This window comes from Stenotrophomonas sp. YJH_SMC_48-3 (assembly GCF_059369375.1).
The window spans coordinates 144894-162278 of the sequence record NZ_JCAFSQ010000007.1; the positions used below are offsets into that span (position 1 = coordinate 144894).

The following is a 17385-nucleotide window of genomic DNA, read 5'->3' on the forward strand; positions in this document are numbered from 1 at the left end:
AAGGCTGCCGCTGGCGCCGGCAGCTAAGCGGGGACGCGGATCAGGAGCGGGCGGATCAGTGGTTCAGCGCAGCGGTGGCATCGCGGCCCGGTGCGGGCTTTGCGGCCGGTGGCTGCATGGCCACCGCCTTGGCCTGCACCGGCATGCCCGGCATGAAGACCTTCTGCACACCGTCGATGATGACCTTGTCACCTGCGGCCAGGCCATGCTCGACAATGCGCAGGCCGTCGGCGGTACGACCGAGCTGGATGTCGCGGCGCTGGGCCTTGCCATCCTTGTCGACCACATAGACGTACTTGCGGTCCTGGTCGGTCAGCACGGCCTTGTCGTCGATCAGCAGGGCCTGGAACTGGCCGCTGCCAAGCAGCTGCACGCGGGCGAACAGGCCCGGTGTGAACTGGCGGTCGGCGTTGTCCAGCAGCGCACGGACGCGGATGGTACCGGTGCTGCGCGCCACCTGGTTGTCGAGGAAATCGACCTTGCCCGAGTGCGGATAGCCCTCTTCCCCCGACAGGCCGACCTTCACCGGCAGCTCGCTGTCCCGCTCGCTCGGGCGCTCGCCCTTGCGCGCCATCTGGGCGTAGCGCAGGAAAGTGCTCTCGTCGGCATCGAAGTAGACGAACACCGTGTCCAGCGAGACCAGCGTGGTCAGCACGCTGGCGCTGTCGCCAGCAGTGACCAGGTTGCCGGCGGTGACCATCGCGCGGCCGGCACGGCCGTCAATCGGCGCGCGCACCTTGGTGAATTCCAGGTTGAGCCGGGCTGCATCCAGGGCCGCCTGCGCGGCCTGCACGGCAGCCCCCGCCTGGTCGGCAGCCGCGCGACGCTGCTCGGCGGTCTCGGTGGAGATCGCCTGCTGCTCGGACAGCCGCTTGGCACGCTCTGACTCGCTGCGGGCCAGGCTGGCCTGGGTGCGGGCACGGGCCAGCTCGGCGGCTGCGCGGTCGTACTCGGCCTGGTAGCTGCGGGCGTCGATGGTGAAGAGCACATCGCCCTTCTTCACTTCCTGGCCTTCGACGTAGTTGACCTTGTCGATGTAGCCGGACACGCGCGGGCGCAGTTCAACGCTCTGTACCGCTTCGACGCGGCCGCTGAACTCGTCCCACTGGCTGACCTGCTTGACCAGCACCGGCGCGGCGCTGACCTGCGGCGGCGGCGGTGCACCGGCCTCTTCGGCATGGCCGCCGCTGCAGGCCGCCAGCACGGCCGCTGCGAGGATCGACACGCCAACCATCGCAATGCGATGGCCGAAACGATGTGGGGTGGTATTGGGGGAAGTCATGGCATGCATCCGTACGGAGGGGTGGTACAGCAATATGGGAACGTGTTGCAAAAATCGGCGGCGCATACTGCGACCTCAACCTTGGTCGAGGTCAAGCGACGCCTGCGGTATCGCGCCACAAAGGGGGAACTTCCAGGTGCAGCAGGCCGCGTGGCAGTTCGGCATCGCTGCTGTCGCAGCGGACGATGGCGCGGTTGTCCCGGCAACCATCGAGCAGCGAGACCACGCGGCGGCCGACCAGCAGCGAGCTGGGCCACTCGATGCAGGCGTTGGCCGCGTTGGCCGGGGTACACACCGGGCTGCAGACTTCCAGCATCTGCGCGCGCACGCCCAGCGCCTGCGCTTCCTGATGCACCACCTGCGCGTACATGCGCAGCGCGGCGGTAGTGATCGAGGTCTCGCCGTAGCCCGCCCAAGGCTTGGCGCTGGCCGGGCTGCCGATCATCACATAGCGCCGCGCATGCACGTTGTCCTGCAACAACGGCAGCAGGTGGCGCACCGCATGCACATGCGGCATCAGGTCGGCCTGCATGGCCCCGAGCAGCTCCTCGCCGTTGCGGTCGATCACCCGGCCGCGACGGTAGGGCCCGCCCATGGCCGCGATCACCGCGGCCAATGGACGCGGGCGCTGCCCGATGCGTTCGGCCAGGGCGCGTGCCGAGCCGTCATCGCTGAGTGAACCCAGCAGCGTCTCCAGGCCCGGCTCATCGGCGAACTGCTCATGCAGCGCAGCCAGCCGGCCCGGATCGCGACCAACCACCAGCACCGGACTGCCGGCTTCCAGCAAGGCGCCGACCACGCCCTGGCCCACGGCACCGGTACCACCAAGGACCAGAACTTCGGGCGTCAGTATCCCATTCACGGGACATTTCCTCCCAAATCCGGGATAGTCCCGATCCGGCGCAGCCGGTCACCCTTGTGGGGGGCCAAGCGGATGGCGCCGCCACGCTGCTGACGCATGGGCGCGGTAAACTCACGAAAGTCCTTGTGTACCAAGGAACTCGGACGGGCTTCGACGGTCATCGCCAGGTCCAGGGTGCTCTGGCCGGCGTTCCGGAGTCGGGCAAGAATGTTGCGCAGGCTCATGGCGGACGGGCTCCAATTAACGAATGGCGCCACGATAGACCTCAAACCTTTACTTGATTAGTCCTGATTAAGGGGAATAATCATCCCGCTCCCGGTCCAATCGTTCTGTCACGATTGTCCCATCCCCGACGTCCAGGATCCCGACCATGTCCCACGATCTCAACGAGACGCTGATCTTCGTCAAAGTGGTCGAGCAAGGCAGCTTCATTGCCGCTGCCAAATCGCTCGGCCTGCCCAAGACCACGGTCAGCCGCAAAGTGCAGGAGCTGGAAACGCGCCTGGGCGCGCGCCTGCTGCACCGGACCACGCGCCGCCTCGGCCTGACCGAAGCTGGTTCGATCTACCACGAACATTGCCAGCGCATCGCACGCGAGCTTGAAGAGGCCGAAAGCGCGGTGAGCCAGCTGCAGTCCGGCCCGCGCGGCTGGCTGCGCTTCACCGTGCCCTATTCGATCGGCATCACCTGGATCGCCCCGCTGCTGGGCCAGTTCCATGCGCAGTACCCGGAGATCCGCCTGGACATGCACATGGGCAACGAAAAGCTGGACCTGATCGCCGGTGAAGCGGACCTGGCGCTGCGCGTGGGTGCCCTGCCCGATTCCAATCTGGTCGCGCGCAAGCTGGGCAGCCTGCGGACGCAGGTGTTCGCCAGCCCGGCCTACATCGAGCGCTACGGCGAGCCGCTGCATCCGGAAGAACTGCAGTTCCATCGCATCCTTGCGATGCGCAAGCCGTACCACACCGGCAACTCGCCGCGCTTCACCTGGCAGCTGGGCGAGAACGGTGGGGAACTGCGCGACTTCCCGGTTACCCCGCTGATGACCGCCAACGACATGTCTGCGTTGAATGGTGCATTGGTCTGTGGCGAAGGCCTGCTGCTGACCGGCGACGTGATGGCCAAGCCGTTCGTTGAATCGGGCATGGTGCGCCGCGTGCTGGCTGGCTGGACCGGCCCGGAAGTGGACTTCAACGCCGTGTTCGCCGGCGGCCGCCTGGTCTCGCCAAAGGTGCGTGCGTTTGTCGACTTCCTGGTCGAGAAGCTCAACTTCGACGCCAATTACATGCTGGCGCAGTGCCCGGGTGCGAAGCTGGCGCAGCAGCAGAAGGAAAAGGAAGACGCCGCTCTGGAAAGCAGCGGCAAGCGGATCCTGGAGAAGGTGGCCGCTTCGGCGGCGTAGCCGGGGGTATCCACGCATGGCGTGGCTCTACCCGGGCGCGCGATGCCGGTTTCTGTAGAGTCGAGCCACGCTCGACTGCCTCTGGTGAGTCGAGCACGGCTAGACTCCGCATACGCCATCGGTGTGCCGAGCAACGCTCGGCACCCACAAAAATGCCGCCTGCAAGGGCGGCATTTTCGCTCCGGCCGATGGCCGGACCGGCTCAAGCAATAACGCTACGCGTTACTGCTTGAGCGGAATCACCCGAATCTCGACGCGGCGGTTCTTGGCACGGCCGGCGTCGGTGCTGTTGTCGGCAATCGGATACGCCTTGCCGGCGCCCAGCGTTTCGATACGTACGCTCTGCACGCCCTGGCCGATCAGGTACTGGGCGACCGAGTCGGCGCGTTCCTTCGACAGTCGGTTGTTCACAGCGTCGCTGCCGATGCTGTCGGTGTGGCCGACCACTTCGATCATGGTCTGGTTGTACTCACGCAGCGTACCGGCGACGCCGTTGAGCGAGCCGTAGAACTGCGGCTTCAGGGTGGCCTTGCCGAAGTCGAAGGTGATGCCGTCCGGCAGGTTCAGCATGATGTTGTCGCCCTGGCGCTGCACATCGATGCCGGTGTTGGCGGTGCGCTCGCGCAGCGCGCGTTCCTGGCGATCCTGGTACTGGCCGACCGCGGCGCCGCTGAGCGCACCGATACCGGCACCGATCAATGCGTGCTGACGGCGCTCGGTGGCGCTGTCGCCGGTCAACAGGCCGGCAGCCACGCCGATGGCGGTACCGATCAGCGCGTTACGACCAGTGCGGTTCTGCTGCTCGGTCGGATTGCCGTACTGGTCACTCTGCACGTAGGAGCCGCCGGTGGCGCAGGCCGACAGGACGGCCGCACTCATCAGGGCCAGTGCGACGTTGCGGGTGGTGTTGCGGATCATGAGGTTCTCCTTGGTTTCCGGACGGGCCGGCGGCTTGCGGGCGCAGAGAGAATAAACAGCCCGATGCGACGTCGGGATGATGATCCGGTGCGCCGACAGGGCCGCGTTCAGCTAACTGACCGGATCGCTCGGGTCACCCTTTACCCCGCCCCCGACTGGCGGTATGCCGCCAATGCGGCGTCGCGGCCCGCGGCCAGGTCCACCAGCGGCGTACGCGGATAGCCCGGGGCATGCGCCGCCAGCAGCAGCGGATGCTGCCACGGCGCAAACCGGGCCTTCACCGGCAGCGCGGCCAGTTCGGGCACCCAGCGGCTGATGTACCGTGCCTGCGGATCGAATTTCTCGGCCTGAGTCACGGGGTTGAACACCCGGAAGTACGGAGCGGCATCGGCGCCAGTCCCCGCCACCCATTGCCAGCCCATGGTGTTATTGGCCAGGTCGGCGTCGACCAGGGTGTCCCAGAACCAGCGCGCGCCATGCAGCCAGTGCGCGCGCAGGTGCTTGCACAGGTAGCTGGCCACGATCATCCGCACCCGGTTGTGCATGTAGCCGGTGTGCCACAGCTCGCGCAGGCCGGCATCGACGATCGGCACGCCGGTATTGCCGCGCTGCCAGTCGTGCAGCTGCGTGGCACTCGGAGTGGCCCACGGGAAACGGTCGAAGCGCGGGTTGAGGTTGTCGGTCGGCGTCTTCGGGAAGTGATGCAGCAGGTGGTAGGCGAAGTCACGCCAGCCCAGCTGGCGCAGGTAGCCGTCGATGTCGGCATCGGTGGCCGCACTGCGCAGCCCTTCCAGGGCTTGCGCGATGCGCCACGGCGCGATCTCGCCGAAGTGCAGATGGGGCGACAACCGCGAGGTCCCGACACGGTCCGGCAGGTCACGCTGCTCGCGATACCCGCGAAGGGCACCGTCTTCAAAGACGGACAGTGCTTCCAGCGCACCGGCTTCACCCGGCTGCCAGTGCTCCCAGAAGCCGGTATCCCAGTCCAGCGTCGGTGCCAGCTGGAGATCATCCAATGCCAGGCTGTCGACCGCGTGCGGCGCCAGTGCTTCCGGTGCAGCCTGCAGTGCCGGCAGGCGCCAGTGACTGAGTACATTGCGCCAGTACGGCGTAAATACCTTGTACGGCTGGCCCTGCTGGGTGGCAATGTCCCAGGGTTCGAACAACAGGCTGCCATTGCAGCTCTGCGCATCGATGCCCTGCTCGCGCAGCGTGCGCTTGATGGCCGCGTCGCGGGGCTGGGTGGCCGGTTCGTACTTGCGGTTCCAGTACACCGCCTCGGCGCCCGCCTGCTCGATCAGCAACTGCAGGGCCGGCAGGCTATCGCCGCTGCGCAGCACCAGCGAGGAACCCCGCGCGCGCAGGTCCGCATCCAGCGCGGCCAGTGAACGGTGGCGCCAGGCATCGGAGGCCGCACCGGGCACCCATTCGCCTTCCTCGTGCGGCGCGTGGATGTAGACCGGCACCACATCGTGACCTGCATCCAGCGCGGCCTGCAGGGCCGGATTGTCCTGCAGCCGCAGATCACGGCGGAACCATACCAACGCTACCGACACAGGCACTGCCTTCGTTGTGGAAGGCACACATGATAGCCAGCGGTGGTGAAGGCGATGCGCGCAGACGCTGTCTGCTAGGCTGCACGGCCGCTACCCGTTGGACTCTGACATGGAAGATCTGCACGCCTCATTCGCCCGCTTCGGGCTGCTGCATGCCCAGCACGAGCGTGACTGGCAGGGCCCGTTCCCGCTGCCCCCCGTACTGGCACGTTTTTACGCGCAGGTGGGGCCGCAGGGCGAAGAGATCAATGCCAGGGTTGGCCGCGCCGGCATCACCGTTCCCGGCCTTGATGTCTGGATACCGCCACTGCAACGCCTGTGGAGCCAGCAGGCCGGCTATCGTTGGCACGGCGTCAGCGGCGAACGGATCAACGACTGGCCATCGAACTGGCTGGTGATTGCCGATCGCAGCGCCGATCCGTTCATCCTCGACCTGGACGATGGCCGTGTACTGTTCAGCCATCACGGTGCCGGCCTGCTGGATGCCGGCGAGATCACCGCCGATGTGCCGACCCTGATGGCGGCTCTGGCTGCAGCGGGCACGGTATACCTCGATGCCGGCGATGACCTCTACAACGACGATGACGATGGCGGTATCCGCCCTGAACACCAGGAGGCAGCCGTACAGGCGGTGGCCCGGGTACTGGGCGACCGCCTGCAGGCCGAATCGTTCATCGAGACATTGCTGGACTGAATCCACGCATGGCGTGGATCTACTTTTCGAAGCGCTTCATCGCTTCGCTGATCAGCGCCCGCGCCTCGGCGGCGTTGCCCCAACCGTTGAGCTGCACCGGGTTGCGCCCGGCCGGCAGGTCCTTGTAGACCCGGAAGAAGGCCTCGATGCGCTGGCGCTCGACCTCCGGCAGATCCTTCAGATCGCGGATCGTGGCGTAGGTCGGGTCGACCTTGTCGGTCGGTACGCCGATGATCTTTTCGTCGTGCTCGCCGCCATCGATCATCTTCAGGTAACCGATCGGCCGGAAGCGCACGATCACGCCCGGATGCAGGGGTTCACGGGTCAGCACCAGCGCGTCCAGCGGATCGTTGTCGCCAGCCAGCGTGCGCGGCATCGAACCGTAGTTGGCCGGATAGGCGACCGGCATCGACTGGAAGCGATCCACATGCACCAGGCCGTCTTCCTTGATCTCGTACTTGGTGAAGCTGCCGGCAGGAATCTCCACCGCCAGGTGAACTTCATCCGGGGCCTGCTTCGGCTGGTCGGCCAGGAACGGGTGCAGCACGGTATCGGCAGCGGTCACTGCACTGGCCAGCAACAGCAGTGCCGCACCGATGGCAGCGAGAGGAACGATACGGCGGTGTGTGGTCATCGGCATCTCCTCATTCCCAGCAGCGGTCGGTACGACCCTTGGCCGTCTGTGCGCGCGGGCAGTCGCGTGGCGTAATGCGGCCTTCGGTCAGCTCCGTGCGCTGCTTGCCCCCCTTGGCATCGCGGCGCAACTCGAAGGCATCGTAGAGACGACCGGTCACGGTACGCGCCTCATAGCGCAGGCGCTGCGGATCGATGTTCAACACCTGGAACAGCTGGGTGTCCTCGGCCACCGGATCCATCGTCTTTCGTGCCTCGTCGGAGAGACGGTACTGCTTGGGCCCGGCCACGGTCACCACGTACTGCGGGGTTGCGGCCTGCCCTTCGCCACGGCGGCCGTAGGTGTGATCGTGGCCCTGCAACACCAGGTCAACATTGTGGCGGCGCACCACCGGCAGCAGCACGTCACGCAATGCGGCGTTCTCGCGGCCTTCGCGCGGCGAATAGAACGGCTGGTGCAGCAGCACGATGGTCCACGGCTGGGGATTTCCGGTCAGCACCTTGTCCAGCCATTGTGCCTGTGCCGTGGCGGTGCCCAGGTCGAGTGCTGACGTGCCATCGACCACGGCCACGCGCACGCTCTGCGCGTCGAACCAATAGCTGGTCTGCTGTGCAGCGGTGGCACCATTTCCCGGCAGTGCGAACGTCAGCGGCCAGTGCCTGCCCAGCACGCGGCGTTCCTGCGGAGTGTCCTCGAACTCCTCGAAATACTCGTGGTTGCCGATCGCCGGCGCCACCAGGGTCTCCTGCGCCAGCCAACTGGTCGCAGCGAACCACTCACCCCACTCGCTGTCATCGGCACCATCACCTCCACTGACCAGATCGCCAGCGAACAGGCTCATGCGCGCCTCGGGTGCGGCCTTCTGCGCGGCGCGCACCACCCGGCTGACGTGGCTGACGTTCTTGTTCTGGGTGTCGCCAAAGTACAGCAGGGTCAGCGGCTGGTCGGCGGCGGCCAGCGTACGCAGCTGGTTCCAGGCGCTCCAGCTGCCGTTGCCCTGCACGCGGTAGACGTACAGGGTATCCGGCTGCAGGCCATCGATATCTGCTCGATGGTGGTGTGACAGCCCGTTCTCGGTCTGCAGCGCGCGGGTCGTCGCGTGTATCTGGCGGATGCCCTCGATGGCGGGCGAATCCCAGGCGGGGGCAATCTCCAGCAGCGGTGCCTGCACGCTGCCGTCGGTACGCCAGGCCACGGCGAACCCATGGCTGGGATCGGCCGACGGGGAGGCGACGATGCGGTCAGGTACCGTCGTCGCCGCGTAGTGGCGGCTGCCCGCCGGCACCTGGGTATTGGCTTCGGCTGCTGCGAACGACAGCGACGGGAGGGCCAGCAGCAGGCCCAGTGCCAACGTAGGCATCACGCAGTGCCGGCTCATGCACCACACTCCAGGGGTAGCGCCAGCTGCTTGGCGATGCTCTCCCAGTCGAAGGCCACCACGCCCTGGTCGTCGTGCACGGCGTACAGCGCACCATGCGGGAAGCGCGCGCTGGGCTGCTGCATCATCCAGATGCCATCGGTGTTGGCCACGGTATTGCCCTGGAACGCGCCGACCGGTTTCAGCGTGTGCCGGTCGAACAGGTGGAACACGCTGCGCTGCTTGCCCTGTTCGGTGGTGATCCACCAGCCGTCCTTGCCACAGGTGCGCAGGGTCACGCCTTCGGCCTGTGCCTTGAACACGTCGCGGCCGAAGGTGGTGCCGGTGAAGCGGCCCGCCAGGGTGTAGACCTTGAACTCGCTGGCGTAGCTCTCGTCCTCTTCGGCGATCAGCAGGCGGTCGTTCTCGGGATCGCCCCAGATCGACTCGACCACGCGCAGCGCACCGGCCTCGGTGGTGTCACCGATACTGGCGACAAGCTTCGCGTCGACCTTCGCGCCATTGCGGGACACGTGGTACTGGCGCACGCGCTTGTCCAGCTCGGCCAGCGGCGGCAGGATGTCACGCCCCTGCGCATCCTCGCCGTTGTCCCAGGAGTCGGTGACGTAGACGCTGTAGCCATCGGCACGGCGGTCGACCCACAGCCCGTACGGCTTGCGCAGGTCGTCGGCAGCGAACGTCGCCAGCGGCGTGAAGTCCGGCAGGCTCAGCACCTGCACACGGTGATTGTCGCGCTCCACGATCCACAGCAGGTCGTCGATCACCGCGATACCGTTTGGGCGGTCGAACTGCCCCGGTGCGGTGCCGCTGCTGCCGACGTCACGCAGGTGCTGCCCGGTGCTGCCGTCGTAAACCACCAGCTTGTCGGTGGCCTTGGCGGTGGCGATCAGCCACAGTACGCCGTCCGGCGCGCGCCAGGCCGCCGGCGAGTCGATGTTGTCGGCCGGGGTCATCGGTGACAGGAACGCTTCGGCGATGGTGGCAACCTTGCGCTCGCCCCCGGCGGCCGGCGCGGCTACTCCCGCAACCGGATCGGTGCCGGTGGCCGGCGTGCAGCCGGCGACCAGCGCGGCTGCCAGCGCGGCGGCCAGGACGGTGAAGCCACGCCCCCTCACAGCGCCACCTTCAGGCCCAGCGCATAGGTGCGGCCGTACTCTTCCATCTGCAGGGTGCGCGAACGGGTGCCCTGGTAAAGCTCCAATGGCTTGTCCAGCAGGTTCTGCGCTTCGAAGTACACGCTCACGCGCGCGGTGAATTTGTAGTCAAGCGAGAAATCGAGCTGGGTGTTGGGTGCCACGTAGATGTCGAACGCGCGGCCCTTGCCGATGCTGTCCAGATACTCGCTGCGGTACACGGCCGCCAGGCGCGTGCTTACACCATACTTTTCATAGCCGATGTGTGCGCTGTAGACATGCTTGGAAGCGCGCGGCAGCGTGAAGTCCTCGCCCGCACGGTCCTTGATGCCGGCATCGAACTCGGTATCCAGCCAGGTGCCACTGGCGCCGACCAGCAGGCCATCCAGGCCCTCCGGCAGGAAGGCCAGCTGCTGCTGCCAATTGAATTCGGCACCACGCACGGTGGCCTTGCGGCCATTGATCGGTTGGGTCACGTCGTATCCGCCGTAGGCCGGATCATTGGTGCGCACGGTCTCCACGATGTAACCGTCGATCGATTTATGGAACAGGCCCAGCGAAACGATGCCACTGCTGCCGATGTACTTCTCCACCGAGAGGTCGATGTTCTTCGACTCGTACGGATCCAGGTCCGGGTTACCCAGGCGCACTTCCTCGTCACCACGGCTGTAACCCACGCGCGGCGAGACGTCGCCGAAGGACGGGCGCGATACGGTCTTGTTGGCCGAGGCGCGCAGCACCCAGTCATCAGCCGCGTCATAGCGCAGGTGCAGGCCCGGCAGCACGTTGGTGTAGCTGCTGTTGGCCACGCGCGGGGTGACGGTGAAGCTGCGGCCGTTGGCAGCGACGTCCACCTGGTTGCCGATCGCCTTGAACTGCGTGTTTTCCACGCGAATACCGCCGATGATGCGCAGTGCGCCCACGTCCCAGGTACCCATGGCATAGCTGGCGAAGATGTCCTCGCTTGCCACGTAATCCTCTTCCAGCGACGTCATCGCATTGCCACCGGCGTCCTGCGGGCGTGCGCTGTACTGGCCGCCGTTGGCCGCCCAATAGGCACGCATCGCGGGCGAATCCATGCCGTCACCGATATCGCCGTGGCGGTGTTCCGGCGAGGTGGTGGTCCAGCTCGACAGCGCCACCTTCGGGCCGACACGCAGTTCGCGCTCGTCCACATTCACGTCGCGGTCGCGCCAGCGGCCCAGCAGGCCGAACTTGATGCTGCTGCTGCCGCCGTCGAAGCGCACGTTGACCTGCGCGCTGTGTTCCTTGTCATTCACCTGCTTCGGCGAGATCACGAAACGATCGAACGCGTAGTTGGCATTGTCCAGCCACTGCGGATTGTCGAAGCTGTAGCTGGGCAGGCGGCTGCGCTGGTCCAGCGTGCCGTTGAAGGCCTTTCCGTTGAGCTTGAAGCGCGCCTCCATCTCGTCATTTACCCGCTCTTCGGTACGGGTGTAGCCGATCCGGTAATCGACCACGGCATTGGTCAACTTGTTCTCGCCGCCCAGGCTGGCCGCGAAGGTGTTTTCCTTCTTGGTGCGATAGCGCATGCGCTTGTCGATGGAATCCTTCGGCATGCCGTCCAGGCGGTACTGGTCGGTGCCGGTCTTGACCATCTTCCCGTCATCGAAGTTGAAGATCACGCGCTGACGGGTCTCCGCATCATCGAACTGACTGTACAGCGTGCGCAGGTAGTACTTGCTGTTTTCGTTCGGCCGCCAGTCGAGGTTGAGGTTGGCGCCGATGCGCTTGCGCTCGATCTCGTACTTGCGGTGCTGCAGGTTGATCGCGGTGACGTCGCTAGGTGCGGCGTCATCCTCGCCGTCGTACTCCACTTCGGTGTTGTCCGACTCGAACTTCCGCTTCTGGTAGTTCACGCCCAGGGCCACGCCGAAGGTGTCGTTGAACACTTCGCTGTAGTTGAAGGCGGCCTTGGGGCTGGTCTCGCCGGACAACTGCTGGTGGCTGCCTTCGATCTTGCCACGCAGGCTGCGACCGTCGCGGTCAAAGGCCGAGGCCGATTCCACCAGCACTGCGCCACCGATGGCGTCGCCGGGCATGTCCGGGGTCGGCGACTTGACCACGCGCAGGCGCTCGGTGGAGTCGGACGGGATAACGTCCAGTGGCGCGGCGCGGCTGGAATCTTCCGGCGTGCCGACGGCGATGCCATCCACGCTGACGCTGTTGAGATTGGCATCCAGGCCGCGGATGACCACGAAGCGGCCCTCGCCCTGGTCGCGGGTCACGCTGATGCCCGGCAGGCGCTGCAGCGACTCGGCCACGTTCTTGTCCGGGTATTGGCCCAGTGCGTCGGAGGACACTGCATCCTCGATGGCGTCGCTGCTGCGCTTGAGGTCGACTGCGCGGATCTGCGACTCGAGCTGGGCGCGTACTTCGATGCGGTCCAGGTCGACCGCGTCGGCGGCCACGGCGCCGGTGGCGGCTACCGCCTGCTGCCCGGCCGCCTGCAGCGGTGCGGCGGCCCCCATTGCCAGGGTCAGGGTGATGGCAACGGCCAACGGAGTCTTGATATGCACTGGGAATCCCCATTCCTGTTAAGAATGGGTCTGCACGATATGTCCGCAAGGTTGCATGGCCATGACATGCACCTGCACATTTCCGGTCACGCCGCTCCGGGGCCGGTTTGGGATTCGACACGCCAATCCGGCAAAATGGCCTCCTCTCTCTCCTTTCCCCCTTCCCGACCATGAAGATCGTCGAAGTGCGCCACCCGCTGGTGCAGCACAAGATCGGCCTGATGCGCAATGCCGCGCTCAGCACCAAGGATTTCCGCGAACTGGCCAATGAGCTGGGTACCCTGCTGGCCTACGAGGCCACCGCCGACCTGGACACCGAGCCGCACACCCTGCCCGGCTGGGCCGGCCCGGTGACGGTTCAGCGCATTGCCGGCGCCAAGATCACCGTGGTGCCGATCCTGCGTGCCGGCCTGGGCATGCTCAGCGGCGTGCTGTCGCTGATCCCGGCCGCCCGTGTCAGCGTGGTGGGCCTGCAGCGCGATGAGGAAACCTTGCAGCCGGTGCCCTACTTCGAGCGCCTGACCGGCCGCCTGGAAGAGCGCGACGCACTGATCCTCGACCCGATGCTGGCCACCGGCGGCACGCTGATCGCCACCATCGACATGCTCAAGCGCGCCGGCGCCCGTCGCATCAAGGGCATCTTCCTGGTGGCCGCGCCGGAAGGCATCGAAGCAGTCAAGGCCGTGCATCCGGACGTGGAGATCTACACCGCGGCCATCGATGCCCAGCTCAACGACAAGGGCTACATCCTGCCGGGCCTGGGTGACGCCGGCGACCGCATCTTCGGAACCCGCGTCGGGTAATCCCGGTGAACGGGTCGGATCCCTCTCCGCAGGAGAGGGCTCTGACCCGCCAACCACTCGCGGGCGCGCTTCGCCGCGGCACGTGAACGCCCGTGGACGCGGGCGTGGCCGACGCGTGGTTCTTCACGTGGCCTTACCGGTCGGAAGCGAATGCTCCGCGCACCCGCCACCGCTTGGAGCATTCCGATGAAAGCCGCTTTCCTGCTGGCCGCCGTCCTGCTGGTTGGCCTGCCCCTCGCTGCCAACGCCACCACCCCGCAGCAGCAGCGCATGGCCGAATGTTCGGCCAAGAACAAGGGGCTGAAGGGTGATGCCTACAAGACCGCGCAGAGTTCCTGCCTCAGCGGCCACGCCGCCGAAACCAAGGCGGTCAATCCACAGCAGGAACGCATGCGCAAGTGCAATGCCGACGCGGGTGCGAAGAAGCTGGCAGGCGATGCGCGCAAGACCTTCATGAGCAGCTGCCTGAAGGCGTCGTAACGAGAGTGATGTAGAGCCGAGCCCACGCTCGGCTCTGCCGTTAACCCAGGGCGCGCGCCTTCAGCTCGCCCTGTTCGTGCAGGGTCACGAAACGTCCCTTGTCATCACGGCCCAGCTGCGCCAGCGCCACCTGCGGGTCGTGGGTGAAGAACAGCCGCACGTTGCGCGCCAGCTTGTCTTCAAGGAACTGCCGCTTCTCGTCGATCAGCAGCTCGGCGTTGCGGTCGTAGCCCATGGTGATCGGCACGTGTACCCATGAGCGCCCCGGGATCAGGTCGGCACAGAACACCACGCCACCGTGCGCATCTTCACCGGCATGCGGATGACCAACGATCTCGGCCAGCATCAGCCCCGGCGTATGCCCGTCGCTGTAGCTGAAGCGCACGCTGCGGCCAAGTGCCTTCGAGTACTCCCCCTCCACCACTTCCAGGCGGCCACTGGCCTGCAGCAGGCCGGGCAGCTCAGGAATGAAACTGGCCCGATCGCGCGGGTGTGGCTGCACGGCGCGCTGCCAGTGCTGCGCACCGACCACATAGGTTGCGTTGGGGAACAGCAGCTCGGGCTCGCGCCCTTCGCTCCATGCGGCAAGCAGACCACCGGCATGATCGAAATGCAGGTGGCTGAGCACCACCACGTCGATGTCCTCGTGCTCGAAACCTGCTTCGCGCAGTGAATCGATCAGCACGTGCTGGCTTTCCTGCACGCCGTAGCGCTCGCGCATGCGCGGATCGAAGAACGCCCCGATACCGGTTTCAAACAGCACGGTCTTGCCTTCCAGCGGACTGGCAAGCAGCGCACGGCAGGCCAGCTCGATGCGATTGAGCTCGTCCGGTGCCGCCCATTTTTCCCACAACGCGCGCGGCGCGTTGCCGAACATCGCGCCGCCATCAAGGCGTTGCGAGTTTCCACGAATAGACCAGAGTTTCATGTGTCGATTATCGGCGCCGGACCGTTAAATAATCGCTAGAAAGCAAACGGAAAACCCCGCCGGCGAAGACGGGGTTTCGATATCCGCCGAGGTGCCGGCCAGTGGCCGGCACTCCCACGTCAATGGGCCGGCACGACCTGGGCACTGCCCACCGGATTGCGCGGGTCGCTGCCGCCGAACAGTCGGTTCGCCTTGCGGTCCCATTCCACGGTCTGCAGGTTGCCCCACACGTGGCTGGAACCGCGGCCGCCTGCGGCGACATTGCCCGGCAGGTCGATCTTGTGGCCCATCGCCTGCAGCTGCTTCACCGTCGCCGCGTCGAGTGCATCGTCCTCAGCTTCGATCAGGTCCGGCAGCCACTGGTGGTGATAGCGCGGCAGCGCAGCAACCTGCTGCGCGTCCAGGCCGGCGTCGTAGCCGAGGATGCCCAGCAGCACCATGGTGATGATGCGGCTGCCACCCGGGGTGCCCAGCACGATCACCTTGTCGCTGTTTTCCATGAAGGTCGGCGTCATCGAGCTGAGCATGCGCTTGCCCGGCTTCGGCGCATTGGCCTCGTAGCCCATCACGCCGAATGCATTGGGCGTGCCTGGTTTCAGCGCGAAGTCGTCCATCTCGTTGTTCAGCAGCACGCCGGTGCCCTTCGGAATCAGGCCCGAGCCGTACAGCAGGTTGACGGTCTGGGTGGCGCCGACGCGGTTGCCGTCACGGTCGATGATCGAGAAGTGCGTGGTCTCGTCATCTTCCAGTGGCGTCGGGTTGCCCGACAGCAGGTCGCTGGGCGTGGCCTTCTCCGGATGGATGGTCGCGCGCAGGCCCTGCGCGTAGTCCTTGCTGGTCAGCACCTTCTGCGGGATCTGCACGAAGTCCGGATCGCCGAGGAAGAAGGTACGGTCGCGGTAGGCACGGCGCATCGATTCCACCACCAGGTGGGTGCGGTGCGCCGGGTCCATCTTCCTGATGTCCCAGCCTTCCAGGATCTGCAGCATGCTGGCCAGCGCGATGCCACCGGATGACGGCGGCGGCGCGGTGGTGATCTTCCAGCCGTTGTAGTTGAACACGATCGGTTCGCGCTGCTTCACGCGATAACCGGCCAGCTCTTCAGCGGTCCAGTTGCCGCCAGCCTGCTTCACGCCGGCCAGCAACAGCTTTCCGGTCTGGCCCTTGTAGAAGCCATCGAAGCCACCCGCAGCCAGCCGCTCCAGCGTCTGCGCCAGTTCCGGCTGCTTGAACAGGTCTCCGGTAGCGATCGGCGTGCCGTTGCGCAGGTAGACCTCGCGCGTGCCGGGATAGCGCTCCATCACTTCACGGCGCGAGGCGTAGCCCTTGGCCATGCGCTCGTACACCGGGAAGCCTTCGCGCGCGATGCGGATGGCCGGCTGCAGCGAGGCCGACAACGGCAGCCTGCCGTGCTTGGCCGACAGTTCGACCAGCGCTGCAGGCAGGCCCGGGATGCCGGCCGACCAGGCGCCGTTGACCGAGCGGTCACGGTCCAGGTTGCCCTGCTTGTCGAGGAAGGCCTGCGGGGTCGCGGCGGCCGGCGCGGTCTCGCGCGCGTCCAGCATCACGTCCTTTCCGGTGGCCGCATCGTGCAGCAGGAAGAAGCCGCCACCGCCCAGACCGGAACTGATCGGCTCGACCACCGCCAGCGTGGACGACACCGCCACTGCTGCGTCGAAGGCGTTGCCGCCCTGGGCCAGGATGTCGATACCGGCCTGGGTGGCCAGCGCATGGCCGCTGGCAATGGCGGCGCCATCAGGGCGCTCGGCACGGACCGGGCTGCCGGCCCAGGCAATCGGGCTCAGCAGCAGGCCGAGCAGCAACAGGGGGCGGACGATCAGCGTCTTCATTCGGATGGGGGCTCCGCGTAGAGTTCGGGGTGATCGTGCTGCAGCTGGCGCAGCTTGGCCAGCAGCTGGTCTTCCGTTTCCACGATCTCCGGGTCCGGGTCGATGCACTCGACCGGGCAGACGACCACGCACTGTGGCTCGTCAAAATGACCGACGCATTCGGTACAGCGCGCAGGGTCGATCACGTAGATGGTTTCACCCATCGAAATGGCCTGGTTCGGGCAGGCCGGCTCGCAGACGTCGCAGTTGACGCAGAGCTCGTTGATTTTCAGCGACATGGCGATACTCCTCGCCCGCGCCTTGGGACAAAGGACCGGCCAGCGCGGGCGCGCGGGCCGGTCAGGTCATCAGCGGCACCCTTGCGGGGTGCCGCCCGGGCCATGCCGGAGCATGGCCGCCATGGCTCGGTATTACTTGGCTTCGACGAAAATGTACTCGGCGCCGGTCGGCTGGACCGCCGCCTGCACGCGGGCGTTGTCGGCCGACTGGCCGATGAAGACGACGCGCACGCCCTTCATCGAATCCGGCGCCACGTCCTTGAACACAGCCTGGATCATGTCAGCCATCTTGCCCGAGGCCGACGAACCGAAGGCCAGCATGTTGCCCGGCTGCACGCCACGGGCCACCGCCTGGGTCGCGCTCTCGGTCTGGCGCTCGTACTTGGCCTGGAAGTCCGGGTCCGATTCCGGCGAGAGGTAGTACAGGAACGGGCTGTTGCTGATGTTGCCCATGTTCTGGATGGCCACTTCCTGCAGGTACTTCTTCCAGCCGGCATCGTCATCCTTGGACGGCGCGACCAGGGCCTGCTTGGCCTCGTCGACAGGAGCGGCCTCTTCCTTCTTGCAGGCGGTGAAGGCCAGGGCCAACGAAGCGATCAGCATCGCGCGCATGGTGGTGTTCATGGGTTTCCTCCCGGAATGGTGCG

General features: G+C 66.2%; 17 protein-coding genes. 4 read left to right on the forward strand and 13 right to left on the reverse strand.

Annotated features, from left to right (window positions below):
* Positions 1–55 precede the first annotated feature (55 nt).
* From AC5P65_RS12915 to AC5P65_RS12925, 3 genes are all read right to left on the reverse strand, one after another.
* Positions 56–1282 (reverse strand): efflux RND transporter periplasmic adaptor subunit, encoded by a 1227-nt coding sequence (locus AC5P65_RS12915; protein ID WP_019661223.1) that lies wholly within the window; start codon positions 1280–1282, stop codon positions 56–58.
* A 91-nt stretch (positions 1283–1373) separates the two neighbouring features.
* The gene (locus AC5P65_RS12920; RefSeq protein ID WP_019661222.1) at positions 1374–2144 is read right to left on the reverse strand and encodes an SDR family NAD(P)-dependent oxidoreductase; all 771 of its coding nucleotides are present in this window, start codon (positions 2142–2144) and stop codon (positions 1374–1376) included.
* Positions 2141–2368 carry a hypothetical protein gene (locus tag AC5P65_RS12925; protein ID WP_019661221.1) on the reverse strand — a complete coding sequence of 76 codons (228 nt, stop codon included), beginning with the start codon at positions 2366–2368 and terminating at the stop codon, positions 2141–2143. The genes AC5P65_RS12920 and AC5P65_RS12925 overlap by 4 nt, the downstream gene beginning before the upstream one ends.
* A 146-nt stretch (positions 2369–2514) precedes the next feature.
* Between AC5P65_RS12925 and AC5P65_RS12930 the strand changes: the two genes are divergently transcribed.
* The gene (locus AC5P65_RS12930) at positions 2515–3546 is read left to right on the forward strand and encodes a LysR family transcriptional regulator (protein ID WP_005409107.1); all 1032 of its coding nucleotides are present in this window, start codon (positions 2515–2517) and stop codon (positions 3544–3546) included.
* 222 nt (positions 3547–3768) lie between these two features.
* Here AC5P65_RS12930 and AC5P65_RS12935 read toward each other — a convergent pair whose 3' ends face one another.
* The gene (locus AC5P65_RS12935; protein ID WP_005416156.1) at positions 3769–4464 is read right to left on the reverse strand and encodes a YiaD family glycine zipper/OmpA-like lipoprotein; all 696 of its coding nucleotides are present in this window, start codon (positions 4462–4464) and stop codon (positions 3769–3771) included.
* A 140-nt stretch (positions 4465–4604) separates the two neighbouring features.
* The gene (locus AC5P65_RS12940; protein WP_155030425.1) at positions 4605–6020 is read right to left on the reverse strand and encodes a cryptochrome/photolyase family protein; all 1416 of its coding nucleotides are present in this window, start codon (positions 6018–6020) and stop codon (positions 4605–4607) included.
* Positions 6021–6129: 109 nt separating this feature from the next.
* Between AC5P65_RS12940 and AC5P65_RS12945 the strand changes: the two genes are divergently transcribed.
* Positions 6130–6714 carry a hypothetical protein gene (locus AC5P65_RS12945; protein ID WP_495215648.1) on the forward strand — a complete coding sequence of 195 codons (585 nt, stop codon included), beginning with the start codon at positions 6130–6132 and terminating at the stop codon, positions 6712–6714.
* A 19-nt stretch (positions 6715–6733) separates the two neighbouring features.
* Here AC5P65_RS12945 and AC5P65_RS12950 read toward each other — a convergent pair whose 3' ends face one another.
* The 4 genes from AC5P65_RS12950 to AC5P65_RS12965 are packed head-to-tail and all read right to left on the reverse strand — an operon-like array spanning position 6734 to position 12351.
* Positions 6734–7348, reverse strand: a complete 615-nt coding sequence (locus AC5P65_RS12950; protein ID WP_021203979.1) for an inorganic diphosphatase — start codon at positions 7346–7348, stop codon at positions 6734–6736.
* A 10-nt stretch (positions 7349–7358) separates the two neighbouring features.
* The gene (locus AC5P65_RS12955) at positions 7359–8708 is read right to left on the reverse strand and encodes a purple acid phosphatase family protein (protein WP_242015487.1); all 1350 of its coding nucleotides are present in this window, start codon (positions 8706–8708) and stop codon (positions 7359–7361) included.
* Positions 8709–8722: 14 nt separating this feature from the next.
* On the reverse strand, positions 8723–9841 hold the full coding sequence (locus AC5P65_RS12960; protein WP_495215649.1) for a phytase: 1119 nt from the start codon (positions 9839–9841) through the stop codon (positions 8723–8725).
* Positions 9838–12351 (reverse strand): TonB-dependent receptor, encoded by a 2514-nt coding sequence (locus AC5P65_RS12965; protein WP_495215660.1) that lies wholly within the window; start codon positions 12349–12351, stop codon positions 9838–9840. Before AC5P65_RS12965 ends, AC5P65_RS12960 begins: the two co-directional genes overlap by 4 nt.
* Before the next feature lie 218 nt (positions 12352–12569).
* Here AC5P65_RS12965 and upp point away from each other — a divergent pair, with 218 nt between their 5' ends.
* A complete protein-coding gene (upp, locus tag AC5P65_RS12970; RefSeq protein ID WP_005409099.1) occupies positions 12570–13202 on the forward strand; it encodes a uracil phosphoribosyltransferase in 633 nt (210 codons plus the stop codon).
* A 186-nt stretch (positions 13203–13388) separates the two neighbouring features.
* Positions 13389–13682: a PsiF family protein gene (locus AC5P65_RS12975; RefSeq protein WP_019661214.1), complete on the forward strand. Its 294-nt coding sequence runs from the start codon at positions 13389–13391 to the stop codon at positions 13680–13682.
* Between the two features lie 40 nt (positions 13683–13722).
* Here AC5P65_RS12975 and AC5P65_RS12980 read toward each other — a convergent pair whose 3' ends face one another.
* From AC5P65_RS12980 to AC5P65_RS12995, 4 genes are all read right to left on the reverse strand, one after another.
* The gene (locus AC5P65_RS12980; protein ID WP_155029342.1) at positions 13723–14610 is read right to left on the reverse strand and encodes an MBL fold metallo-hydrolase; all 888 of its coding nucleotides are present in this window, start codon (positions 14608–14610) and stop codon (positions 13723–13725) included.
* 119 nt (positions 14611–14729) lie between these two features.
* Positions 14730–16460 (reverse strand): gamma-glutamyltransferase, encoded by a 1731-nt coding sequence (gene ggt, locus AC5P65_RS12985; RefSeq protein ID WP_207049292.1) that lies wholly within the window; start codon positions 16458–16460, stop codon positions 14730–14732.
* On the reverse strand, positions 16457–16738 hold the full coding sequence (locus tag AC5P65_RS12990; RefSeq protein ID WP_010484376.1) for a YfhL family 4Fe-4S dicluster ferredoxin: 282 nt from the start codon (positions 16736–16738) through the stop codon (positions 16457–16459). The genes ggt and AC5P65_RS12990 overlap by 4 nt, the downstream gene beginning before the upstream one ends.
* Positions 16739–16870: 132 nt before the next feature.
* Positions 16871–17362 (reverse strand): hypothetical protein, encoded by a 492-nt coding sequence (locus tag AC5P65_RS12995; protein WP_010484374.1) that lies wholly within the window; start codon positions 17360–17362, stop codon positions 16871–16873.
* Positions 17363–17385: the final 23 nt, after the last annotated feature.

What these genes read in the sequence shown, in the direction of transcription:
- AC5P65_RS12935 (WP_005416156.1), bottom strand. Translation starts at nt 4,464, where the DNA reads ATGATCCGCAACACCACCCGCAACGTCGCACTGGCCCTGATGAGTGCG.
- AC5P65_RS12925 (WP_019661221.1), bottom strand. Translation starts at nt 2,368, where the DNA reads ATGAGCCTGCGCAACATTCTTGCCCGACTCCGGAACGCCGGCCAGAGC.
- AC5P65_RS12955 (WP_242015487.1), bottom strand. Translation starts at nt 8,708, where the DNA reads ATGCCTACGTTGGCACTGGGCCTGCTGCTGGCCCTCCCGTCGCTGTCG.
- AC5P65_RS12980 (WP_155029342.1), bottom strand. Translation starts at nt 14,610, where the DNA reads ATGAAACTCTGGTCTATTCGTGGAAACTCGCAACGCCTTGATGGCGGC.
- upp (WP_005409099.1), top strand. Translation starts at nt 12,570, where the DNA reads ATGAAGATCGTCGAAGTGCGCCACCCGCTGGTGCAGCACAAGATCGGC.
- AC5P65_RS12915 (WP_019661223.1), bottom strand. Translation starts at nt 1,282, where the DNA reads ATGACTTCCCCCAATACCACCCCACATCGTTTCGGCCATCGCATTGCG.
- AC5P65_RS12950 (WP_021203979.1), bottom strand. Translation starts at nt 7,348, where the DNA reads ATGACCACACACCGCCGTATCGTTCCTCTCGCTGCCATCGGTGCGGCA.
- AC5P65_RS12990 (WP_010484376.1), bottom strand. Translation starts at nt 16,738, where the DNA reads ATGTCGCTGAAAATCAACGAGCTCTGCGTCAACTGCGACGTCTGCGAG.
- AC5P65_RS12945 (WP_495215648.1), top strand. Translation starts at nt 6,130, where the DNA reads ATGGAAGATCTGCACGCCTCATTCGCCCGCTTCGGGCTGCTGCATGCC.
- ggt (WP_207049292.1), bottom strand. Translation starts at nt 16,460, where the DNA reads ATGAAGACGCTGATCGTCCGCCCCCTGTTGCTGCTCGGCCTGCTGCTG.
- AC5P65_RS12965 (WP_495215660.1), bottom strand. Translation starts at nt 12,351, where the DNA reads ATGGGGGCCGCCGCACCGCTGCAGGCGGCCGGGCAGCAGGCGGTAGCC.
- AC5P65_RS12995 (WP_010484374.1), bottom strand. Translation starts at nt 17,362, where the DNA reads ATGAACACCACCATGCGCGCGATGCTGATCGCTTCGTTGGCCCTGGCC.
- AC5P65_RS12930 (WP_005409107.1), top strand. Translation starts at nt 2,515, where the DNA reads ATGTCCCACGATCTCAACGAGACGCTGATCTTCGTCAAAGTGGTCGAG.
- AC5P65_RS12975 (WP_019661214.1), top strand. Translation starts at nt 13,389, where the DNA reads ATGAAAGCCGCTTTCCTGCTGGCCGCCGTCCTGCTGGTTGGCCTGCCC.